Source organism: Leucobacter komagatae, from assembly GCF_000834055.1.
In the GTDB taxonomy this organism is placed as follows: domain Bacteria; phylum Actinomycetota; class Actinomycetes; order Actinomycetales; family Microbacteriaceae; genus Leucobacter; species Leucobacter komagatae_A.
Genome location: NZ_JXSQ01000001.1, coordinates 18,549 through 38,322, shown reverse-complemented (window position 1 = coordinate 38,322; position 19,774 = coordinate 18,549). Strand labels below are relative to the sequence as shown.

The window sequence follows — 19,774 nt, the reverse complement described above, 5'->3', positions numbered from 1 at the left end:
CTGAGCTAAGCCTGAGCGGGGTCTGTCGCCCCGGTGTGCGCAGCGTCTGTATCACCCGCGCGCTTGGCAGCTTCCACGAGTCGCAGCATCGATTCGTGGATCGAGCTGAGCTCCTCGAGACTCATTCCGAGACGCCTCGCCATCTCGCCGGGAACGGCAACCGCGCGCTCGCGCAGCGCCTCCCCCGCTTCCGTGAGGGTGATCTCAAGCCGTCGCTCGTCATTCGCGCTGCGCACCCTTGCGACGAGCCCCTCACGCTCAAGGCGCTTCACGAGTGGCGACAGCGTCGACGGCTCCTGACTCAGGAGTTGAGCAAGTTCATTGAGCGAGAGCTGTCGTTGCTCCCAGAGCGCAAGCATGACGAGGTACTGCGGGTGCGTGATGCCGAGTGGATCGAGCACGGGCTTGTATGCGCCAATCACGCTTCGAGACGCAACAGAGAGTGCAAAGCACACCTGGCGCTCGAGCAGCAGAGGGTCTACGTCAGTCACACCCCTATTCTCGCGCATTGCGCCCACTTCACCTATACTTACTTCGTACCGCATTTATTAGTGCACGAATCATTAGCGAGGTAAGTTATGTCTCTCGGCGAATCGACCACCGAGAAGTCCGCACCCGAGCAGCTCTTCGAGCCAACCCCACGCATGCCAGCGTCAGAGATTCTGCTGATTCTGCTCGCCATGGTGCTCGTGTTTGGCGGGTTCTACATGATGGGCCTCGCGTTCAGCGTGCCCGAATGGGCATTCTGGCTCTTCGGCGGCGGCATCGTCGTCGACGCCCTCGGTTTCTGGGTGGCCTTCGGCATTATCCCCAGCCGCGAGAAGTAGCCGGCCCCGCTCGCGCTCAGCTCTGCCACACCACCCGTGGCGACGAGCCGCACGAGCGCAAACACGGCAAAGCGCCCGCCGCTCCCCTTCCGGGAAGCGACGGGCGCTTTTGTGTAGCGTGTGACTACTCGGCAGCAGCCTCAGCCGGAGCGTCAGCTGCGGCTTCCTCGAGCACTGGCTCGAGCGAGAGCTTGCCACGGTCATCGGTCTTCGTGATCTTCACGAGGATCTTCTGACCGACCGAGAGTACCTCGTCGACCGAGTCGATGCGCTTGCCACCGACGAGCTTGCGCACCTCGGAGATGTGCAGCAGGCCATCCTTGCCCGGGAGGAGCGAGATGAAGGCGCCGAACGCGGCGTTCTTCACGACAGTACCGAGGTACTGCTCGCCAACCTCGGGGTTCTGCGGGTTCGCAATTGCGTTGACCTGCAGGCGGGCAGCCTCGGCCGAGGGGCCGTCGACTGCACCGATGTAGACGGTGCCGTCGTCGTCGATCGAGATGTCGGCGCCGGTCTCGTCCTGGATACCGTTGATCGTCTTGCCCTTGGGGCCGATGAGCTCACCGATCTTGTCGACCGGGATCTGCACGCTGATGACGCGGGGCGCGGTTGGCGCCATCTCGTCGGGAGCGTCGATCGCCTGATCCATCACGTCGAGGATCGCCGTGCGGGCTTCCTTCGCCTGCGCGAGCGCGCCGACGAGGACGTCCGTTGGGATGCCGTCGAGCTTGGTGTCGAGCTGCAGCGCGGTGATGAAGTCCGAGGTACCTGCGACCTTGAAGTCCATATCGCCGAGCGCGTCCTCAGCACCGAGAATGTCGGTGAGGGTCGCGTACTGCGTCTCGCCGTTCACGGTGTCGGAGACGAGGCCCATCGCGATGCCAGCGACGGCTGCGCGAAGCGGCACACCAGCGTTGAGCAGCGACAGCGTCGAAGCGCAGACCGAGCCCATCGAGGTCGAACCGTTCGAGCTGAGTGCCTCCGAGACCTGGCGGATCGCGTAGGGGAACTCATCGCGCGCGGGAAGCACCGGCATGAGTGCGCGCTCGGCGAGGAAGCCGTGCCCGATCTCGCGACGCTTCGGGCTGCCAACGCGGCCGGTCTCACCGGTCGAGTACGGCGGGAAGTTGTAATGGTGCATGTAGCGCTTGCTCGTCACGGGTGACAGCGAGTCGATCTGCTGCTCCATCTTCAGCATGTTCAGCGTGGTGACACCCATGATCTGGGTCTCGCCGCGCTGGAAGATAGCCGAACCGTGCACGCGCGGGATGACCTGGACCTCGGCGTCGAGCGCACGGATATCGCGCAGCCCACGGCCGTCGATACGAGCACCCTCGGTGAGGATCCGGCCGCGAACGACCTTCTTCGTCACTGCCTTGTAGGCACCCGAGACCTGGCCGTCGGCCTCTGCGGGCAGTTCGCCTGCGGCGACCTTGGCCGCAACGGCCTCCTTGACGCTCGCCTTGAGGGCGTCGTCAGCGTTCTGGCGCTCGACCTTGTCGGCAATCTGGTAGATCTTCGAGAGCTCGGTCTCTGCGAGCGCCGCAACGGCCTCGTAGACCTCGTCAGCGAACGGCAGGAATACCGGGTACTCCTGCACCTCCTTCGCGGACTGCTTCGCGAGCTCTTCCTGAGCCTTCACGAGCTGCTTGAGGAACGGCTTTGCAGCGTCGAGACCCTGCGCGACGATTGCCTCGTCGGGCTTGGTCGCGCCGCCCTTGATGAGGTTCCACGAACCCTCGGTTGCCTCAGCCTCGACCATCATGATGGCGACGTCTTCGGTTCCGTCAGCCTTCGTGACGACGCGGCCGGCGACCATGAGGTCGAAGACGGCTTCCTGCAGCTGCTCCACGGTCGGGAACGCAACCCACTGGTCGCCGATGAGTGCGAGGCGCACGCCACCGATCGGACCGGAGAAGGGCAGGCCCGAGATCTGAGTCGACATCGACGCCGCGTTGATCGCGAGCGCGTCGTAGAACTCACCGGGAGCGATCGACAGGACGGTCACAACGATCTGTACCTCGTTGCGGAGGCCGTCGACGAACGACGGGCGCAGCGGGCGGTCGATGAGACGGCAGACGAGGATCGCCTCGGTCGAGGGGCGGCCCTCGCGGCGGAAGAACGAGCCGGGGATCTTGCCGGCTGCGTACGAACGCTCTTCGACGTCAACGGTGAGCGGGAAGAAGTCGAAGTGATCCTTCGGCTGCTTCGATGCGCTCGTGGCGGAGAGGAGCATCGTCTCCTCGTCGAGGTACGCAGCTACGGCACCCTGTGCCTGCTGCGCGAGGCGGCCTGCCTCGAAGCGAATGGTGCGCTTGCCGAACTTGCCGTTGTCGAGAACAGCCTCGGCGAACTTGATTTCAGGACCCTCCACGGGTACTCCTTACATACGTGAGCGCGCGGGGGCAGTCCGGAAGCGCGAGTGCGCATTCGCGGTGCGATCCGGAGCTGATGTTCAGTAGACGACCACCCTGGCCAATGATTCAGGGGGATCCACCACCGAAGACCAGCCCACCCACCGACGGGCTCGGTTCAACATTGATACGGGCGAACGCCCGCAACCCTCAGGATAGCACCGGCCCCCGAGAAACGCGCGAGAGACCTCAGAACCTCTATGCGTGTTTGTCGGGGGCCGGCGATGTTAAACCGACGCGCGGTGACTATGCGTCGATAAGAATCGCCTGGATCGACTCGGCGTCGATGGAGGTGGAGAGCGTCTCAACGAGCTCATCCGGTGCGGGCGAATCGATCGTCAGCACGGAGAGCGCCATCCCGCGCTTCTCGTCGCGGGCGATCTGCATGCTCGCAATGTTGATTCCAGCGTCACCGAGGAGCGCTCCGAGGGTCGCGACGATACCCGGGCGGTCGTTGTAGCTCAGCACGAGGAGGTGCTCGGTGAGCGGCAGCTCAACGTCGTACCCGTTGACCTCGATGAGCTTCTCAATCTGCTTCGGGCCGGTGAGCGTGCCGGAGACCGACAGCTGCGTCCCATCGGTGAGCGATCCGTGGATCGTAATGATGTTCCGGAAGCTCTCGGCAACCGCGTCCGCGGAGAAGCGAACCTCGACGTTGCGCTGCTCTGCGATCAGCGGCGCGTTGACGTACGACACGGGGTCAGAAACAATCTTCGAGAAGACACCCTTGAGCGCGGCCAGCCTGAGCGCCTCAACGCGATGCTCAGCGAGCTCGCCGTGCACCTCGATGTCGATCGAGGCGAGCGGGCCCTCCGCGAGGCCGGCAAACACCTGCCCGAGCTTCTCGGTGAGCGGCAGGCCAGGGCGCACGTACTCGTCGATGCCAGAGCCTGCGACGTTCACGGCGTCTGGCACGAGATCGCCCGCGAGCGCGAGCCGAACGGACTTTGCGACAGCAACGCCAGCCTTCTCCTGCGCTTCGGCCGTCGACGCACCGAGGTGGGGAGTGACGTTCACGTTGGGCAGGCCGGTGAGCGAGTTGTCCACCGGTGGCTCCTGCATGAACACATCGAGTGCTGCGCCCGCGATCTCGCCAGCTGTGAGTGCCTCAGCGAGTGCCTGCTCATCGATGAGCCCGCCACGAGCAACGTTTACAACGTACGCAGTCGACTTCATCGCCTTGAGCTGCTCGGCGCCAATCATGCCAAGCGTCTCAGGGGTGCGCGGCATGTGAATCGTAAGGAAGTCGGAGCGTTCCACGAGCTCCTCAAGCGTGACAAGCTGCACGCCGAGCTGCTGTGCGCGCGGCGCAGTGACATACGGGTCGAACGCGATGAGCTCCACGCCGAAGGGGCGAAGGCGTTCTGCGACAAGGGCACCGATTCTGCCGAGACCGATGATCCCGATCGTCTTCTCGTACAGCTCGGTACCAGTGTATGAGGAGCGCTTCCAAGCACCAGCAGACAACGAACCGTGAGCGCGCGGCAGGTGACGGGCGAGGCCGAGGATGTGCGCGACAGTGAGTTCCGCGGCACTAATGATGTTCGAGGTTGGCGCGTTGACGACCATGACGCCTGCCTGCGTGGCGGCCTTGATGTCGACGTTGTCGAGACCGACGCCGGCGCGCGCGATCACCTTGAGCTTGGGCGACCAACCGATCGCTTCGCTGTCGAGTTGCGTGGCCGATCGCACGAGCACCGCCTCGGCGGTCTCCAGCGCCGAACGGAGCGCTTCGCGGTCGGTCCCGTCGACGTTGCGAACGTCAAAGTCGGGGCCGAGGGCGGCGATAGTGGCGGACGAAAGTTCTTCGGCGATCAGCACGACCGGCTTTGTCACGAGTGGTTCCTTCGACGTAGAGAAGCATCACAGTAGCTGCGCAACAGCGCAGAGCACCCAGTCTAATGGCCGTGCACATCCCGAACATGCATGACGGGCTCAGTAGCGACCGAGAAGAGGTTTTGTTACGAGATGAGGTGCATGATTTCGAGCTGCGCAGCCGCAGCTACACACAGTCCCGTTGCGAGGAGCAGTACCCGCACCCAGGCGCTCCGCCCACGCGCCACAATGAGCGCGATGACCAGCGCACCGACGGGGAGGAAGATCGCCAAGCCAAGCAGCGTCCACGGGAGCGGCCCAAGCGCGTCGCCGAGGAAGCTGGACATGCCAAGCAGATTGCCGACTCCGGCAGCAACTGCGTAGGCGTACAGCGCGAGTATCGCGACCGCAGCAACCCAGGCCGAAATCAACTTCACCTTCACAGTGCTGCTCCGCTCAGAAAGACCATTGGGAGGGGGAATGTTACGACGAGGCCGATCACAAGCGCGAGCGTCAACTTGCGGGTCGAGTTTCGGGTGAGCACGAGCGCGGAAATAAACCAGAAGATAGGCGCGAGCGGGGCGATCCAGAACACGATCTGCTGCAGCACCCCTCCGATCGATCCGCTCCCGGCCACAACCGCGGCGTTCACGTCAGCGTAGTACTGCGCCCAGCTCATCCACACCCACGCATACAGCAAGAAGAGTCCCCCAGAGAGGCCAAGCAGCACCACGGTCAGGCTACTCATCTGCGCTGGCGCAGAAGCTGAGTCCGCCTCCCCCGCGTCACTCGTGTGAGCCGCTGCGTCCTCCTGCTCGGGGTCCGGAACAACCGGTTCAACAGTCTCTGGGTGTGCCTCAACGGTCCACCCGCTCTGCAGGGCGCTCTCGCGCTCCTCGCCACTTCCGGTTCGCATGCTCATAATGTTACCGAGATTCATGACACAACTTCTGGGAAGCGGCCCCGGGGCGTGACGGCGCTAGAACGCAACCAACCAGCCCCCGTCGACAAGCACTGTGTGCCCGGTGATGTACGAGGATGCGGAGGAGCAGAGAAAGACAACGAGCCCCTCGAGATCCGCGGGCGCGCCGATCCGGCCAAGTGGGATATGGGTATCGATGATCGACTGCTCCTCAGCAGCGTCGGGCAACAGCGTCGCGGTCATCGCGGTGCGCATGTATCCCGGAGATATCCCGTTGACCCTGATTCCATACTTCGCCCACTCGTACGCAAGGTTCTTCGTGAGTTGCACGACCGCGGCTTTCGACGCGTCGTAGACGGAGGAACGCGGGCCGTCGACAACGTGCCCGCCGATCGAGGCCAAGTTCACGATCACTCCCCCGCCACGCTCGCGCATCGCCCGTGCGGCCGCCTGCGCTACGAGAAAGGTGCCCTTCACGTTGACGTCGAACGTCAGGTCGAATTCTTCCTCGGTCGCCTCGATCGCGCTGTTGCGCAGCGACACCCCGGCGTTGTTCACCAGAATGGACGGCGACAGCCCGCGCTCGGCGAGCTCGCCGAAGGCTCGGCCGACGTCGGCGGCATCCGTCACATTCATCGTCACACCGTGCACGACGCACCCGTCGGCGGTGAGCGACACCACAGAATGCGCGACGCGCTCCGCGCTCACGTCGGCGAGCACGACAGTCGCGCCGGCTGCGGCGAGCGCTCCAGCCTGCGCCATGCCAAGACCCCCGGCTCCGCCAGTGACAAGGCCGACCTCCCCCGCGAGTGAGAATCGCTGCGCGAACGCAGCTACTGAAGCGGTCCCGGTCATAGCCCGTGTTCCCCGAGCAGCGTGATGATCTCCTGACCGTCATGGCCGACGTGCTCCGTGAGCTGCGCGGCCGCAGTTTCCTCATCGCCGTCGAGCATCGCTTGCGCCATCGTGACGCTGTCAACCGTCGTCCAGTTCTCGGATTCGAGGATTCGCGAGACGTAGTGCCACAGCCGGAGCGAGTGATTGAGATACATCCGCAGCGTTGGGATGAGGAATTCGTTGCGGGTGAGTTCGTAGACGCTCGAGTGGAAGAGCACGTCGAGGTCGAGTTTGTCTTGGAGTCGCTCCGAGTCGCGCTGCTTGACGGCGATCTCGAGCAGTTGCTCCTTCTCCTTCTTGGTGCCTCGCTGCACCGCGAGGCGCGCCGCGAGATCTTCGAGCGGAAGCCGCGCCTCGAGAATGGAGCGAGACATGCGGAGATTGATGGGCTGCACCATGGTCCCGCTGCGCGGAACGATCACGACGAGTTTCTCTGATTCGAGCCGCCGAAGCGCTGCGCGCACGGGCGAGAGCCCCACGCCAAGCTGCGCAGCGAGCTCCCCCTCACTGAGCTTGGCACCGGGCAGCAGATCGAGCCGCACGATCTGCTCTACGAGAGCGCTGTAAACCTGGTCACCAAGCATCGCTGGCGTGCTCTGCTGCGGGGCGAGCGGCCGGCCGGCGCCCTGGGTATCGGAACGAGCTGACACGTTAGATTCCTACGTTCTTTCTGTCGGAGACACGGTGCTCCACCCGAGCTCTCGGGTGGAGCGACGACCGGGTTAAACCAGCGAGTCGATCACGCGCGAGCGACCATGCTCTCTGCTGCAATTGTAGTAACCGACCGAGAACTCGCCACCCAACACCTCAGCGATTTCCAGTTTCACGCCGGCGATGCGCACGGAGTCGCCGAGGTCCACCTTCGCAGCACCGAACACCTTCGACTCGAGTTCGAAATCTTTCGAGGTGTCGCGCGAGACGATCTCGAACGTCTCAAAGCCGCGCTCGTTCGCTTTCGGGAGGTAGTGCACCTGCAGGTGCGGATAGGTGTGCATGTCTGCCCAAGCTTCGTTGCTTACGGTGTCGTCTGGCGTCATCTCGATGGCGAACTGTAGCTCACCCTCCCTGGTGACCTCCCCCGCGACCTGTTCCGCGGAGTCACGGAGGTCGATCTTTCCCCACTGTTTCGGATAGCCCCACACCTCGCGGCCGAGGAGGATGCTCCACGGCTGGTCTTCCCATTCGAAGGTGTAATTCGCCCCGACGGTGTCGCCGTAGCGCACGGGGATGACGATTCCCGAGTCGTAGAATGCGCCGACGCTCGACTGCGTGAAGTCGGCAATCTGCACAACGAAGCGGTCATCGGCAAGTTCGAACGGCGTCGCCGAGAGCAGATGTTCGAGGTTTTCGCGGTTGCCACGGCAGTACACCGAGAGGGTACGCAACCCGGGGCTCGTGTAGGGCGTATCACCGCTCGGGTAGCCAAGGAAATCGAAGAAGCTTGCCGGGTCGTAGTTGGTCTTCACAGTGTGTCTCCTAGTTGGGTCGGTGGTGCGCAGGCGCGTTAGTCGCGGCCGGCTTCTTGCAGCTTGCTGAGGAAGGCGGTGAGCTCGGGCGTCTTCGGACTGCCGAAAATCTCCGCCGGCGTGCCCTGCTCAAGGATGCGGCCCTGGTGCAGGAAGCAGATCTTCGAAGAGATCTCCCGCGCGAACGGCATCTCATGAGTGGTCATCATCATCGTCATCCCGTCGCTCGCGAGCTCGCGGACGAGGTTCAGCACTTCGACGACGAGCTCGGGGTCGAGCGCGGACGTGATCTCATCGAGCAGCATCAGCCGAGGGCGCATGAGCATCGCCCGCGCAATCGCGACGCGCTGCTGCTGGCCGCCTGAGAGCTGCGTTGGGTACGCCTGTGCTTTGTCACTCAGGCCAACGCGCGCCAGCATGTCCATCGCCGCCTGCTCGGCCTCGGGCTTGCCCATGACCTTGGCACGCACGGGCGAGAGCGTGCAGTTCTGCAGGACGCTGAGATGCGGAAAGAGGTTGTAACTCTGGAAGACCATCCCGACTTTACGCCTGAGCGCCACGAGGTCGACGCCGTCGCCCGAAATCACGTCGCCCTCGAGCGCGATGTAGCCTCCCTGGATCGTCTCAAGTCCGTTCACACAACGGAGCATCGTCGACTTTCCCGAGCCGGAGGCGCCGATGAGCGTCACCACCTCGTGCTTGTCGACGGTGAGGTCGATGCCTTTGAGAACTTCGTTCTGGCCGTACCGCTTCACGACATCAGAGAGCTCGATAAATGGCTGCATGGTTACTTCCCCTTCCGGGTGACGCTGGTTCGCGCGAGGAGGTAGTCGACGAAGCGGGTTTGCGGGATCGTGATGAGCACGAACACGAAGCAGACCGCTGTGACCGCCGACAGGTTGAAGTCGTTGGCCGCGTAAATCTTGGCCTGGCTGAACGCGTCGATGATCCCGACGACGATGACAAGCGCGGTGTCTTTCTGAAGCCCGATGAACTGGCTGAGCATCGGGGCGGCGATGTTGCGGAACATCTGGGGCACCATCACGAAGCGCATGACATCGGTCGGAGTGAGCCCGAGCGAGACCGCGGCTGCGTTCTGATCCGGGTTGATGGACTCGAGGCCCGCCCGGTAGAGCTCGGCGTTGTAGGCGCTGTAGGTGATTGCGAGGGCAACGATCGCGTATACGACGAGGCTGCCCTCCGAGAGGATCGGTACTTCCGTGAGCGGCAGTCCGAAGCACACGAGGTAAATGAGGACGACGGAGGGGATGCCGCGGAACACGTCGATGTAGGTAATGCAGAGCACGCGGATCGGGGCGAATCCGCGACCAGGGAGGAGGCGCCCGATCGCGAGGAAGAGCCCGAACACCATTGCAAGGATCTGCGCTCCGACGGCGATCTGCACGTTCACGAGCAGCGCACGGAAGATATCGCCGAGGCCCTTGAACATGAATTCGAGGTTGAAGAACGTCTGCTGCACGGCGCCACCGTTGACGAAGATAACCCACCCGACGACGCCTATGACGGCGAACGCGCCCGCGACGCCGATCGCGGTGACCGAGAAGTTCCGCGATCGGGATGCTGCCACTCGCGCCGCAACAGGATTGTGCGCCCGCCACAGACTCTCCGACTCGCTCGCCGCAACGAATGCACGCACCAGCGGCACTCCGATAATGAGCGCGGGCACTGCGAAGCCGATAGCTCCGAGGGCGAGCAGATTGCCCGGCACGAGTTCGCTGATGAATAGGCAGCACACCGCGATCGTGAGCGCCGCGAGGGTGGTAGCACCGCTGCGGTAGTGCTTCGTCGCCATCGGCTCGGCCGGTTGTTCAACGGCGTCAACTGTTGAAATCTCTTCTGTAAACATCTTGTCTCTCGCTGTGTTCCGTTGGGCTATGCCGTCCAGACTGCGAGAGCTGTCGGGTCGCCGCCGAGGATCTCGTTGAGCCAGCGGCTCATGATCTTGTCGAGCGTGCCGTCTTCGCGCATGTCGGCGAGGATCTCGTCGGTCGGGGCGAGGTTGGCTGAGCCCTTAGGGAAGAGCGCAGCGACGTCGCCGCCTACCTCGTACTGCGCGATGACCTCGAGCTTTCCGTCTGAAGCTGCCGCACGCGGCATGACTGTTGCGGTGTCGTTGAGCACGACGTCGAGCTGCTTCGCAAGGAGCGCATTGAAGAGGTCGTCGTTGGAGTTGAAGACGCGCACCTCCTTCGGGTGAAGTTGCCCGTCGACGAGCGTCTGCTGCCGCGACCCTGCGAGAACGCCGACGACGGAATCCTTGATGGACTCTTCGGTGACACCACTGTCTGTTCTGACGAGGACCCCAGTTTGGTAGGTGTTGTAGGGCGTCGAGAAATCGACGACGCTTTCGCGTTCCGGGGTCACAATGATGTCCCAGACCGCGAGATCAAAGTTCGACGATTTGGCCGTGACCAGCGCCTCGAACGGGGCGTTGACGAGCTTGACCTCGGAGAGCCCTGCGCGGTTCGCTATCTCTGCGACGAGGCAATACATATAACCCCCGTCAACGTCTTCTAGGGTATTGCCCCTGTAACCTGCCGGGTACGGCAGCGATGCGGCAACGGTGAGCGCCCCGTCCTTCAGCGGTGTCATCTTGTGGGTCTTGGGGTTCTCGGTGATGTCGCAATCGCCGAAGTTCGCGGCGCCTGACTCCCCCGTTTCGGGAGCGTTGGAGGAACTGCAGCCTGCGGTGAGCAGGAGAGCGGAGGCGAGCAACGCGGCGCCGCCTACGCGCGAGAGAGCTGTAATCATCATTGATCCTTGCTTGTGGTGAAAGATTTGATACAAGCCTACATTTCGGTGAAATGTCAGCAAAATGATTGTGACACCTCAGGTAAAGCTACGCAAGCCCCAAACTGTATGCCGACTTTATTAACCTCACCCCCTTCGCTGCGGCCCCTTCCCGAGCTACACTTATTGCGACTTCATAGAAATCCCTACAAAGGAATACAGAACCGTGGTTGAATCCAGTAACAACAAGGCTGTTCCCTCAGCCTCCGCTTCCGACGCCGCGACAAACGCTCCGCCCGCAGCGGGGTGGAAACCGACCGAAACCGCGAAGGCGCAGGCAACGAAGCTGCGCTGGATCGCCATGGCCCTCTGGATTGTCGCGATCGCCCTCGAGGCCGTCTCGATCTTCTGGCTGCTGCGTCAGCGCGAGTTCGTTGGGGAAGACGGCGTGCTCGTCCGCGTCGAGGAAACGGGCCTGATCGAAGCTCAGGGCGCAACGGCAACGTTCCCGCAGTGGGCGTTCGTCTCTCTCATCATCGCTCTCGTCGTCATCGCTGCCCTCGCGGTCACCGGCTCGTTCCTGTGGAAGAAGGCGAACCGCCTCGATCCAGCCAAGCAGGCCGACAAGGTACGGTTCTTTGTACAGAACCAGCTCGGCGCGATCATCGCGATCATCGCGTTCCTCCCGCTCATCATCCTGATCTTCACGAACAAGGACATGGACGGGAAGCAGAAGGGCATCGCCGGCGCAATCGGCATCGTGCTTGCGCTCGCCGCAACAGCGCTGAGTATCGACTACAACCCGGCCTCGGTTGAGAAGTACAACGCCGACCAGTCGACCGTCATCCAGCTCCTCGGCGCAGACGAGGTCGTCTGGGTCGCCGGCGGTAGCGTCTACCACGTGTGCGAGGACGTCTCCGACATCCAGACCGGCAGCGACAAGGTCACGGGCACCACTGCCGAGGCCATCGAGGCCGGCAAGACCCGCCTCACGCTGAAGTTCGCGAGCGAACTCCGCGCGTGCGGCTTGAACGTTCCAGAGAACGCGAGCGAAATCGAGTCAGCGCTCAAGGCGATCCAGGGCGGCGCGAACGATGTTACGCTCCCTGCGCCTGAGTGGGCGAACCCTGAGGATGCCCCCATCGCAATCAAGGATGCGCCTGCGACTGCCTAATCGCGTCCGCGCGACGGCACCAGCCGTGGCGACAGCCGCAGCGCCCTCTGGCCCCCGGGATGATTCCCGGGGGCCAGAGTCGTTTCTGCGGCAGTCGCGCTCTCGTAGGATGAACGGGTGATCCCGCACAGCTTCGACCTCGCCGCAATCGGCTCAGGCCTCCCCGTCGCGGCCGCGCGCGAGGATCTCGAGCTGGCAATCCGCGGCGGAGCCGTCATCGTGACCGCCCCGCCTGGAACGGGCAAGACCACGTATGTTCCGGCGCTCGTCGCGAACGTCCTCGCTGACATCGCCGCAGCACGAGACGGGGCTCCGAACAGCGGAGCCACCCCCGCGCTCACGCTCCTCAGCCAGCCTCGCCGGGTCGCAGTGCGCGCGGCCGCGCGGCGCATCGCGCAGCTCGACGGCAGCGAGCTTGGCGGGCCCGTGGGATTCACCGTGCGCGGCGAGCGCAACGTTGGCCGCGGGACCGTCATCGAGGCGCTCACTCCCGGGGTGCTGCTGCGCAGGCTACTCACTGATCCTGGCCTCGACGGCGTCGGCGCCGTGATCCTCGACGAGATACACGAGCGCTCAGTCGATGGGGACCTCCTGCTCGGCATGCTCGCCGAGCTGCGCGAGCTCCGGCCAGAGCTCATCGTTGTCGCGATGTCTGCGACGCTTGACGCTGCAGCGACGGCCGAGCTACTCGCTGCCACGATAGTGGCAGTACCCTCGGCCCTGCATCCGCTCACCGTCGACTACGCGCCGAGTGCGGCAGCGCGGCTTGACGAGCGCGGCGTTACCCGCGCTTTCCTCTCCCACGTCGCTGCGACTGCGCTCGCTGAACAGGCCTCCGCAGGCTCCGATGCGCTCGTTTTCCTTCCGGGCGCACGTGAGGTCGACGCGGTTGTCCGGCTGATTCGCGACGTCGCCCCCGCCTCAGTAGGCGAGACCCTCGAAGTACTCCCCCTGCACGGGCGGCTCTCTGCCCGCGAGCAAGACAGGGCGGTGTCCGGTCGGGGGCCGACCGATCCACCGCGGATCGTCGTGAGCACGTCGCTTGCCGAAAGCTCGCTCACGGTGCCCGGCGTGCGTCTCGTCGTCGACGCTGGCCTGTCCAGGGAAGTCCGCCGCGACCGCGGGCGGGACATGACCGGCCTCGTCACCGTCAGCGCTTCGCGCGCAAGCGCCGATCAGCGTGCGGGCCGCGCCGCCCGCGAGGGCGCCGGCCGGGCCGTGAGGGTCTTCTCCCAGACCGACTTCGCGCGGATGCCGGCGGCAGTCACCCCCGAGATCCTCTCAGCTGATCTCACCGACGCAGCGCTGCTGCTCGCCGCGTGGGGCACACCGGGAGGCACAGAGATGCGCCTCCCAACCACTCCCCCTGCGGCTGCGATGGCGCAAGCCGTCGCCACGCTCTTCACGCTTGACCTGGTCGACGGCGGCGGATCGTTGACCCCGCTTGGTGCGAGTGTCGCTCGCATGCCAGTTGGGGTGCGCGAGGCCCGTGCGCTGCTCTCTGGCACCCAGGCGGGCGCCGATGTGACACGCGTCGCCGAGGTCATCGCCGCACTCTCAGATGATTTTCGCGCCAACGACGCTGATCTCGCGGGCGTGCTGCGCGAGCTGCGAACGGGCAGAGCGCCTGGGGCGCGCCGCTGGAAGCGTGAGACGCAGCGCCTGGCGAGGCTCGCGAGCGAAGCGCGGGAGCAACAAGCAGCAGGCAAAACGCGCGAAGACTCAGCTGGCTCGCGGCAGTCGCCCGGACTCTCAGACGCTGGCATCATCGCGCTCACTCGGCCCGAGTGGATCGCGAAGCGAGCCGCAGCGCACTCACGAAGCTACCTCCTCGCGAGCGGAACGCGGGCGGCGCTTCCAGAGGGGAGCCCGTTGCTCGGAACCGACTGGATCGCGGTCCGTGAGGTGCAGCGTGCGGAAGGCAGGGCCGCGGACGGCACTGGGGCCGTCATCCGGCTGGCCGGCGCGCTCACCAAGGAGGAGGCCTTCCACGTTGGGTCCCCGCTGCGCAAGAGCACGCGGTCAGCGCGCATCGTGGAGGCCCGCGTGCAGGTGCGCGAGGAGGATCACTTCGGCGAGATCCTGCTCTCTTCACGCCCGACCGCCGCGCTCCCCGGAGACGCGGGCCCCGCATTCGCCGCCCACGTGCGAGAGAACGGGATCGCAGCGCTTGATTGGAGCGAGGCTGCAGTGTCCTTACGATCGCGCCTCGCGCTGCTCCATCATGAGCTCGGCGAGCCGTGGCCAGCCGTCGACGACGATGCGCTGCTCGCGAGCATCGACGACTGGCTCGGCCCCGATCTCGAGCGGTTGCGCCCCAACGCTTCGCTCCGCGACATCAGCCTCGCGCCGGCGCTGCGACGTCTCCTGCCCTGGCCAGCTGCCAGCGCACTCGATACGCTTGCGCCCGAACGCCTCGCCGTGCCTTCGGGGTCGAGCGCACACATCGACTACTCCGCGGCCGTGACCCCGGGCGGGCGCCCTGTCGTCGCCGTAAAACTTCAGGAACTGTTTGGGCTGTCAGATACACCCCGCGTCGCGGACGGCCGGACGCGTATCCTGTTCCACTTGCTCTCCCCCGCACGCAAACCACTCGCCGTTACCGATGATCTCGCGTCGTTTTGGAACGGCCCGTACCAGGACGTCAGGCGTGAAATGCGGGGCCGGTACCCGAAGCATCCCTGGCCGGAAGACCCGTGGACGGCGGAGGCAACCGCGCGAACCAAGCGAGCCCAGCGCGGCACGAACTGAGGCCAAAGTAGGGCGCGCGAACGAGCGCGCTAGGCGGCGGCGACGAAGCTGTTGCGCTGTACGGTGCTCGACCCCTGTCGCTGGAAGCGAATTTGAGGGCTAAATGCCCAACACTTGAGTAGTGGCTGCCGACCTGCCTCCTGCAGTGCGCGGCTAGGCTCGCGATGGTCCGTCATCCATTCCGCTGATCAGAGGAGCCACAGTGCTGCCCTTGCGCGACTCCAGCACCCCACACAACACCGCACGCAAACCTCGCACACGCTCCGGCACCGCGCCCCGTTCCGCTGCGCGTATCTGGCTCGCCATGATCGGCGCCGTAGCACTTGGGCTCACGGGTTCGCCACAGGCGGCACTCGCAGAGGGCGGAGACATTCCGGCTTTCACTGAACAGTATGTGTTCTCCCCGAAGCCAAACACCGGGGCTACCGTGGCGCGGGCCTCAGACATCGTCGGTGACACGGTCGCCTACGCTTCGGAACGTTCCGCTGAGCGCCAGTCGGTGATCGCAGCGGTCTCCATCGGAGGCAGCGACGCTGCGTGGGAAGAGTTCGAATTGACTCCGCCAGAACCGAGTGCGCTGACGGCAGGCTTCGGGCGGGCCGTCGCCGTTGCTCCAGATGAGCAGACCATATACGTCGCTTCCCCAGGCGAACAGCGAGTGTACGGCTTTCCGCGAGGCACAGGTGACTGGTCGGAGCTCCCACGCATCTACGATGCCCCTCCACCCCCTGAGCGGGTGAACGCAACCCTCAACGGGTATAAACGATCCTTCGCAGAGAACATCGCGGTGTCGGAGACTTCCCTCGTGCTCGGAGTCGCAAATGCCAACGTCGACGGTATCTCCAATGCGGGTATGGTGTGGCAGCTCGACCTCACGAGCGGTACCTGGATTGCGCTCCTGCCAAGCATCGGAGGTGCCATCAAAGACGGCATTCTCGGCCAAACAGTCGCCGTAGAGGGAAACACGGTCGTGGCCGGCGCTGTACAGGTGAGATCCCCGCAGAACTCCCCCGAGCGGATCGGTGGCATTGCGCTCTGGGATCTGGACCGGCCTGAAGAGCCGCTCTTCACCTCTCAGCCCCCGAACGGCCCAAATGAGTGCGCCCCGCTCGCGCCGAACGGCGGCGGTGGAGCGTTCGGCATGGGCGTCGCGATACAGCATGGGGTCATCTATGTTGGCTCACCGCTCGAATCCCGCCACGACGAGGGGGCAGCCTGCACAAACGCCGATGTCAATGAGGGTCGAGCCTCTCAGGGTGCCGTCTACCGCTTCAATGAAGAGCTCGCCCAGGTTGGCCCGAAGCTCGTACCGCCCAACGGAGTTATCAGCTTCGGCCATTCGATCGCAGTCTCGGGCAACACGCTCCTCGCACACGCAGACAGGCTCGGCCCAGACGCTACAGGCGAAGTGCTTGTCTATGACGCATCCCAGCTGTCCGACGACCCCTCGCAGCAGGCCGACGCGCTCGCTCCAGTGCAATCGCTCATCCCAGACAACTACGCAGGCTCCTCCTTCGGAACGCTGCCGTACGGCTCAGGGATCTCGCTGAGCGGCGGACGCGCGCTCAGCATTGATTGGGAGGGTGACAGCTACCTTTTCGCACCGCTCCTACCCGCCGTCGTTGCGCCTCCGCTCACCCTTGACGACGCATCCCACATTTATGGGGAAACTGGCACTCTCACTGCAACCGTGAGCGGTGACACAGCGAACCGCTACTCAGACACTATCGAATTCTTCGCCAACGGTACCGCGCTCGGAGGTGCGCCCATCGTGTCGGGCGTTGCTACCCTTCCCACTGCAGCAGCTGCGTTCCCGGTGGCACAGGAGGGTGTGCCGCTGAGCGCTCATCTCCCGCTCCTCGAACAGAACGGGCAGCGCACAGGGAACGCGCACGTCACTGCGGACGCGGTGCTCACGGTGCACCCGGCAAGCACCACCACTGAGATCACCTCAATCGACGCTGTGGCGGATCGATCGGGGTGGCGGGTCACCGGAACAGTCAGCGCGCAGTTCGGCACTGAACCGACCGGCGCCGTTACGTTCGGGGAGCAATGGGGCGATCAGGCCGCCCCGCTCATCGACGGGGAGTTCTCTGTGATTCTCGATGCGGCGGACCCCCTGGAGGCCATCGGCGCAGCCGCCACCGCCAGCTACCCCGGCGACGGCAATCACCTCGCGTCGGACGGTTCCGCGGACCTTCCCTCGCTGCCCGAGGTGACGCCCCCAGTGGGACCACTGCCAGAGGTCACCACCCCACCCGGCCCGCTGCCAGACGAGCATCTTCGCCAGGGCGACGATATCGAGCGCACAGGGGGCGGGCCAGCATGGATCGCGCTCGCCGCGCTCGCGACGGTACTGCTCCTCGCGGGAGTAACAGCGCTCGCCCACGCACGGCGCGCGCACGGGGCCGCTGCTCGGCTACGCAATGCCTCCGCCGACACTCTGTAACCGACGACACGCACCACAAGCCCGAGCTGCGGCGGCCACGCTACGGCATGCAGCTAGTGGAGCACCTTCGAGAGAAAAGTTCTCGTGCGTTCTTCGCGCGGGCTATCAAACAACTGGTCTGGCTGCGCCGCCTCGATAATCCGTCCCCGGTCGAAGAAGATGACCTCGTCGGCGACCTCACGAGCAAATCCCATCTCATGAGTCACGACAACCATCGTCATGCCCTCGGCGACGAGTCCGGCCATCACATCGAGCACTTCGCTCACCATTTCCGGATCCAGCGCGCTCGTTGGCTCGTCAAACAGCATGACGTGCGGGCGCATGGCAAGAGCGCGGGCGATGGCGACGCGCTGCTGCTGTCCGCCGGAGAGGCTGCCTGGAGCCGCGTCGAGTTTCTCCGCGAGGCCAACACGCGTGAGGAGTTCGTGCGCGCGATCGCGGGCATCACCTTTCGACAAGCCACCGACCATTGTCGGGGCCAGCATGATGTTTTCCGCGACCGACAGATGCGGGAAGAGGTTGAAGCGCTGGAACACCATGCCCATCTTCTGTCGCACCCTGTCGACGTTAACGCCCTTCGCGAGGATGGCCTCACCCTCGACCGTGATCGAGCCGCTCGTCGGCTGCTCAAGCAAGTTCAGACAGCGCAACACCGTGCTCTTGCCGGAGCCCGACGGGCCGATAATGCACTTCACTTTGGAGCGATCGACGTCGAGGTCAACGCCGCGGACAACCTCGTTATCACCAAACGACTTGCGGAGACTTCGGACTTGAATCATTGCGTTCATTGGACTACCACGAACCTTTTCTCGACAATGCGGGACACTCTGTAGAGGCTGTAAGTCAGGATCAGATAGATCAGACCAACGAGCGCAAGAATCTCGAAAGCTCTATAGTTCACCGCATAGATGCTCTGGCCCCGCTGGGTGAGTTCTGCGACGCCGATGACGGCGAGCAGGGAGGTGTCTTTCACACCCATGATGAACTGATTCATCATGGGAGGAATCATACGTCGGCTTGCCTGAGGAATAATGATCCGCCGCATGGTCTGGCCGTGCGTCAATCCGAGCGAGCGCCCGGCCTCAGCCTGACCCTTATCTACTGATTCGATACCTGCCCGAAAGACCTCCGAGACATACGCACCGATATGAAAACTGATCGCGATGATTCCCGCGGTCAGCGGGGTGAGTTTGATGCTCGTAGCGCCGGGGAGACCAAAGTAGATGAACAGGATCTGCACGAGCAGCGGTGTGCCACGAATGACGTTGACGTACAACCGCGCAGGCCCGTAAATCCAGATCTTTTTTGACAGTGTCATCAGCCCGCTAATGAGTCCGATGATCGTTGCCAAGATGAGTGATACCACCGCAAGATAGACAGTTAGACCTAGACCTTTGAGCAGCGTCGGCAAGGCATCGATCATCACATTGAAGACGTCGGCCATAATTTCCTCTTCGTTGAGTAAGTGTGTGGCGCAGTCCTAGAACTGCGCCACACCGGGAGTAGAGCGGCTAATTACTCAGCGCTCAGGTACTTAGAGAAGATCTCGTCGTATTTTCCGTTATCACGGATCTTCTTCAGGCCCTGGTTCAGAGTGGCGACGAGTTCCTCGTTGCCCTTGGGCACCGCGATTGCGGTCGGCGCGGACTCGAGCCCTTCCTCGAGCATCCGGACAGTCTGCTCGTTGGTGTCCGTTGCCATCCGATACTGGATACTTGATGTATCGATGACCAGGGCATCAGCTTGACCAGACGTCACTGCGAGAAACAGCGCGTCGCTCGCAGTGAGAGTTTGTACGGTTGCGCCGTACTCGTCTGCGACTTTCTGGGCCTGAACGTTGCCATTCGTCCCCTGGGTCGAAACGATGGTCTTGCCCTTCAAATCTGCGAGCGTCTTGATGTCGCTGTCTGCAGCGACTGCGAGTGACTGGCCGTCTTCGTAGTAAGCATCGCTGAAATCTACAACGGACTTCCGCTCCTCATTCACCGATATATCCGAGACGGCCAGGTCAATCTGATTTGACTGTAGGGCAGGGATGAGGCCATCAAATCCCATCACTTGCCATTCTCCAACGAGGCCTTCCTCGGCAAGAATCGCTTCAACGATCTCGATGTCGAACCCTACGAGTTCATCTCCGTCCATGTACTCGAATGGCGGAAAATTGTTGATCACTCCCATTTTGAGAGTCTCTGGGGATCCCGAGGAGCTGTCCGCGGTGCCACCGCCGGTGCAACCGGCAAGGCCGAGGACAAGAGCAGCGGAGGCGACGATGCCTGCTGCAGCCCGAATGTTCTTCATGTTGTTCCTT

At 63.8% G+C, this 19,774-nt stretch carries 18 protein-coding genes; 4 read left to right on the top strand and 14 right to left on the bottom strand.

Features of this window, described 5'->3' with window-relative positions; genetic code table 11:
- Positions 1-5 precede the first annotated feature (5 nt).
- The gene (locus SD72_RS00180; RefSeq protein WP_232299589.1) at positions 6-491 is read right to left on the bottom strand and encodes a MarR family winged helix-turn-helix transcriptional regulator; all 486 of its coding nucleotides are present in this window, start codon (positions 489-491) and stop codon (positions 6-8) included.
- A gap of 87 nt (positions 492-578) precedes the next feature.
- Here SD72_RS00180 and SD72_RS00175 point away from each other — a divergent pair, with 87 nt between their 5' ends.
- Complete coding sequence (locus SD72_RS00175) at positions 579-827, top strand: hypothetical protein (RefSeq protein WP_042542423.1); 249 nt, start codon at positions 579-581, stop codon at positions 825-827.
- A gap of 124 nt (positions 828-951) precedes the next feature.
- On the opposite strand, the gene SD72_RS00170 is transcribed toward SD72_RS00175, so the two are convergent.
- The 10 genes from SD72_RS00170 to SD72_RS00125 form a co-directional block, all read right to left on the bottom strand.
- A complete protein-coding gene (locus SD72_RS00170; protein WP_042542422.1) occupies positions 952-3,201 on the bottom strand; it encodes a polyribonucleotide nucleotidyltransferase in 2,250 nt (749 codons plus the stop codon).
- A 286-nt stretch (positions 3,202-3,487) separates the two neighbouring features.
- Positions 3,488-5,077, bottom strand: coding sequence for a phosphoglycerate dehydrogenase (gene serA, locus SD72_RS00165; protein ID WP_042542421.1), 1,590 nt, complete (start codon positions 5,075-5,077; stop codon positions 3,488-3,490).
- A gap of 125 nt (positions 5,078-5,202) precedes the next feature.
- Positions 5,203-5,499: a hypothetical protein gene (locus SD72_RS00160; RefSeq protein ID WP_084766629.1), complete on the bottom strand. Its 297-nt coding sequence runs from the start codon at positions 5,497-5,499 to the stop codon at positions 5,203-5,205.
- A complete protein-coding gene (locus SD72_RS00155) occupies positions 5,496-5,972 on the bottom strand; it encodes a hypothetical protein (RefSeq protein ID WP_042542656.1) in 477 nt (158 codons plus the stop codon). The genes SD72_RS00160 and SD72_RS00155 overlap by 4 nt, the downstream gene beginning before the upstream one ends.
- A 63-nt stretch (positions 5,973-6,035) precedes the next feature.
- Positions 6,036-6,833 (bottom strand): SDR family NAD(P)-dependent oxidoreductase, encoded by a 798-nt coding sequence (locus SD72_RS00150; RefSeq protein ID WP_042542420.1) that lies wholly within the window; start codon positions 6,831-6,833, stop codon positions 6,036-6,038.
- Positions 6,830-7,525 (bottom strand): GntR family transcriptional regulator, encoded by a 696-nt coding sequence (locus SD72_RS00145; protein ID WP_042542419.1) that lies wholly within the window; start codon positions 7,523-7,525, stop codon positions 6,830-6,832. Before SD72_RS00145 ends, SD72_RS00150 begins: the two co-directional genes overlap by 4 nt.
- Before the next feature lie 72 nt (positions 7,526-7,597).
- A complete protein-coding gene (locus SD72_RS00140) occupies positions 7,598-8,341 on the bottom strand; it encodes an acetoacetate decarboxylase family protein (RefSeq protein ID WP_042542418.1) in 744 nt (247 codons plus the stop codon).
- 38 nt (positions 8,342-8,379) lie between these two features.
- On the bottom strand, positions 8,380-9,126 hold the full coding sequence (locus SD72_RS00135; protein ID WP_042542417.1) for an amino acid ABC transporter ATP-binding protein: 747 nt from the start codon (positions 9,124-9,126) through the stop codon (positions 8,380-8,382).
- Between the two features lie 2 nt (positions 9,127-9,128).
- The gene (locus SD72_RS00130; protein WP_042542416.1) at positions 9,129-10,208 is read right to left on the bottom strand and encodes an amino acid ABC transporter permease; all 1,080 of its coding nucleotides are present in this window, start codon (positions 10,206-10,208) and stop codon (positions 9,129-9,131) included.
- A gap of 26 nt (positions 10,209-10,234) precedes the next feature.
- Positions 10,235-11,116, bottom strand: coding sequence for an ABC transporter substrate-binding protein (locus tag SD72_RS00125; RefSeq protein WP_084766627.1), 882 nt, complete (start codon positions 11,114-11,116; stop codon positions 10,235-10,237).
- 202 nt (positions 11,117-11,318) lie between these two features.
- On the opposite strand from SD72_RS00125, the gene SD72_RS00120 reads away from it, so the two are divergent.
- The 3 genes from SD72_RS00120 (at position 11,319) to SD72_RS00110 (ending at position 17,466) form a co-directional block, all read left to right on the top strand.
- Positions 11,319-12,266 (top strand): hypothetical protein, encoded by a 948-nt coding sequence (locus SD72_RS00120; RefSeq protein ID WP_042542415.1) that lies wholly within the window; start codon positions 11,319-11,321, stop codon positions 12,264-12,266.
- Positions 12,267-12,383: 117 nt separating this feature from the next.
- Positions 12,384-15,017: an ATP-dependent helicase HrpB gene (gene hrpB / locus SD72_RS00115; protein WP_042542414.1), complete on the top strand. Its 2,634-nt coding sequence runs from the start codon at positions 12,384-12,386 to the stop codon at positions 15,015-15,017.
- Between the two features lie 304 nt (positions 15,018-15,321).
- Entirely contained in the window at positions 15,322-17,466 is a 2,145-nt protein-coding gene (locus tag SD72_RS00110; protein ID WP_157000390.1) for an Ig-like domain-containing protein, read from the top strand.
- A gap of 53 nt (positions 17,467-17,519) precedes the next feature.
- Here the strand turns inward: SD72_RS00110 and SD72_RS00105 are convergent, their stop codons facing one another.
- The 3 genes from SD72_RS00105 to SD72_RS00095 form a co-directional block, all read right to left on the bottom strand.
- Complete coding sequence (locus SD72_RS00105) at positions 17,520-18,245, bottom strand: amino acid ABC transporter ATP-binding protein (protein WP_042542412.1); 726 nt, start codon at positions 18,243-18,245, stop codon at positions 17,520-17,522.
- Between the two features lie 5 nt (positions 18,246-18,250).
- A complete protein-coding gene (locus tag SD72_RS00100; RefSeq protein ID WP_042542411.1) occupies positions 18,251-18,910 on the bottom strand; it encodes an amino acid ABC transporter permease in 660 nt (219 codons plus the stop codon).
- Positions 18,911-18,981: 71 nt separating this feature from the next.
- On the bottom strand, positions 18,982-19,764 hold the full coding sequence (locus SD72_RS00095) for a transporter substrate-binding domain-containing protein (RefSeq protein ID WP_042542410.1): 783 nt from the start codon (positions 19,762-19,764) through the stop codon (positions 18,982-18,984).
- Positions 19,765-19,774 lie beyond the last annotated feature (10 nt).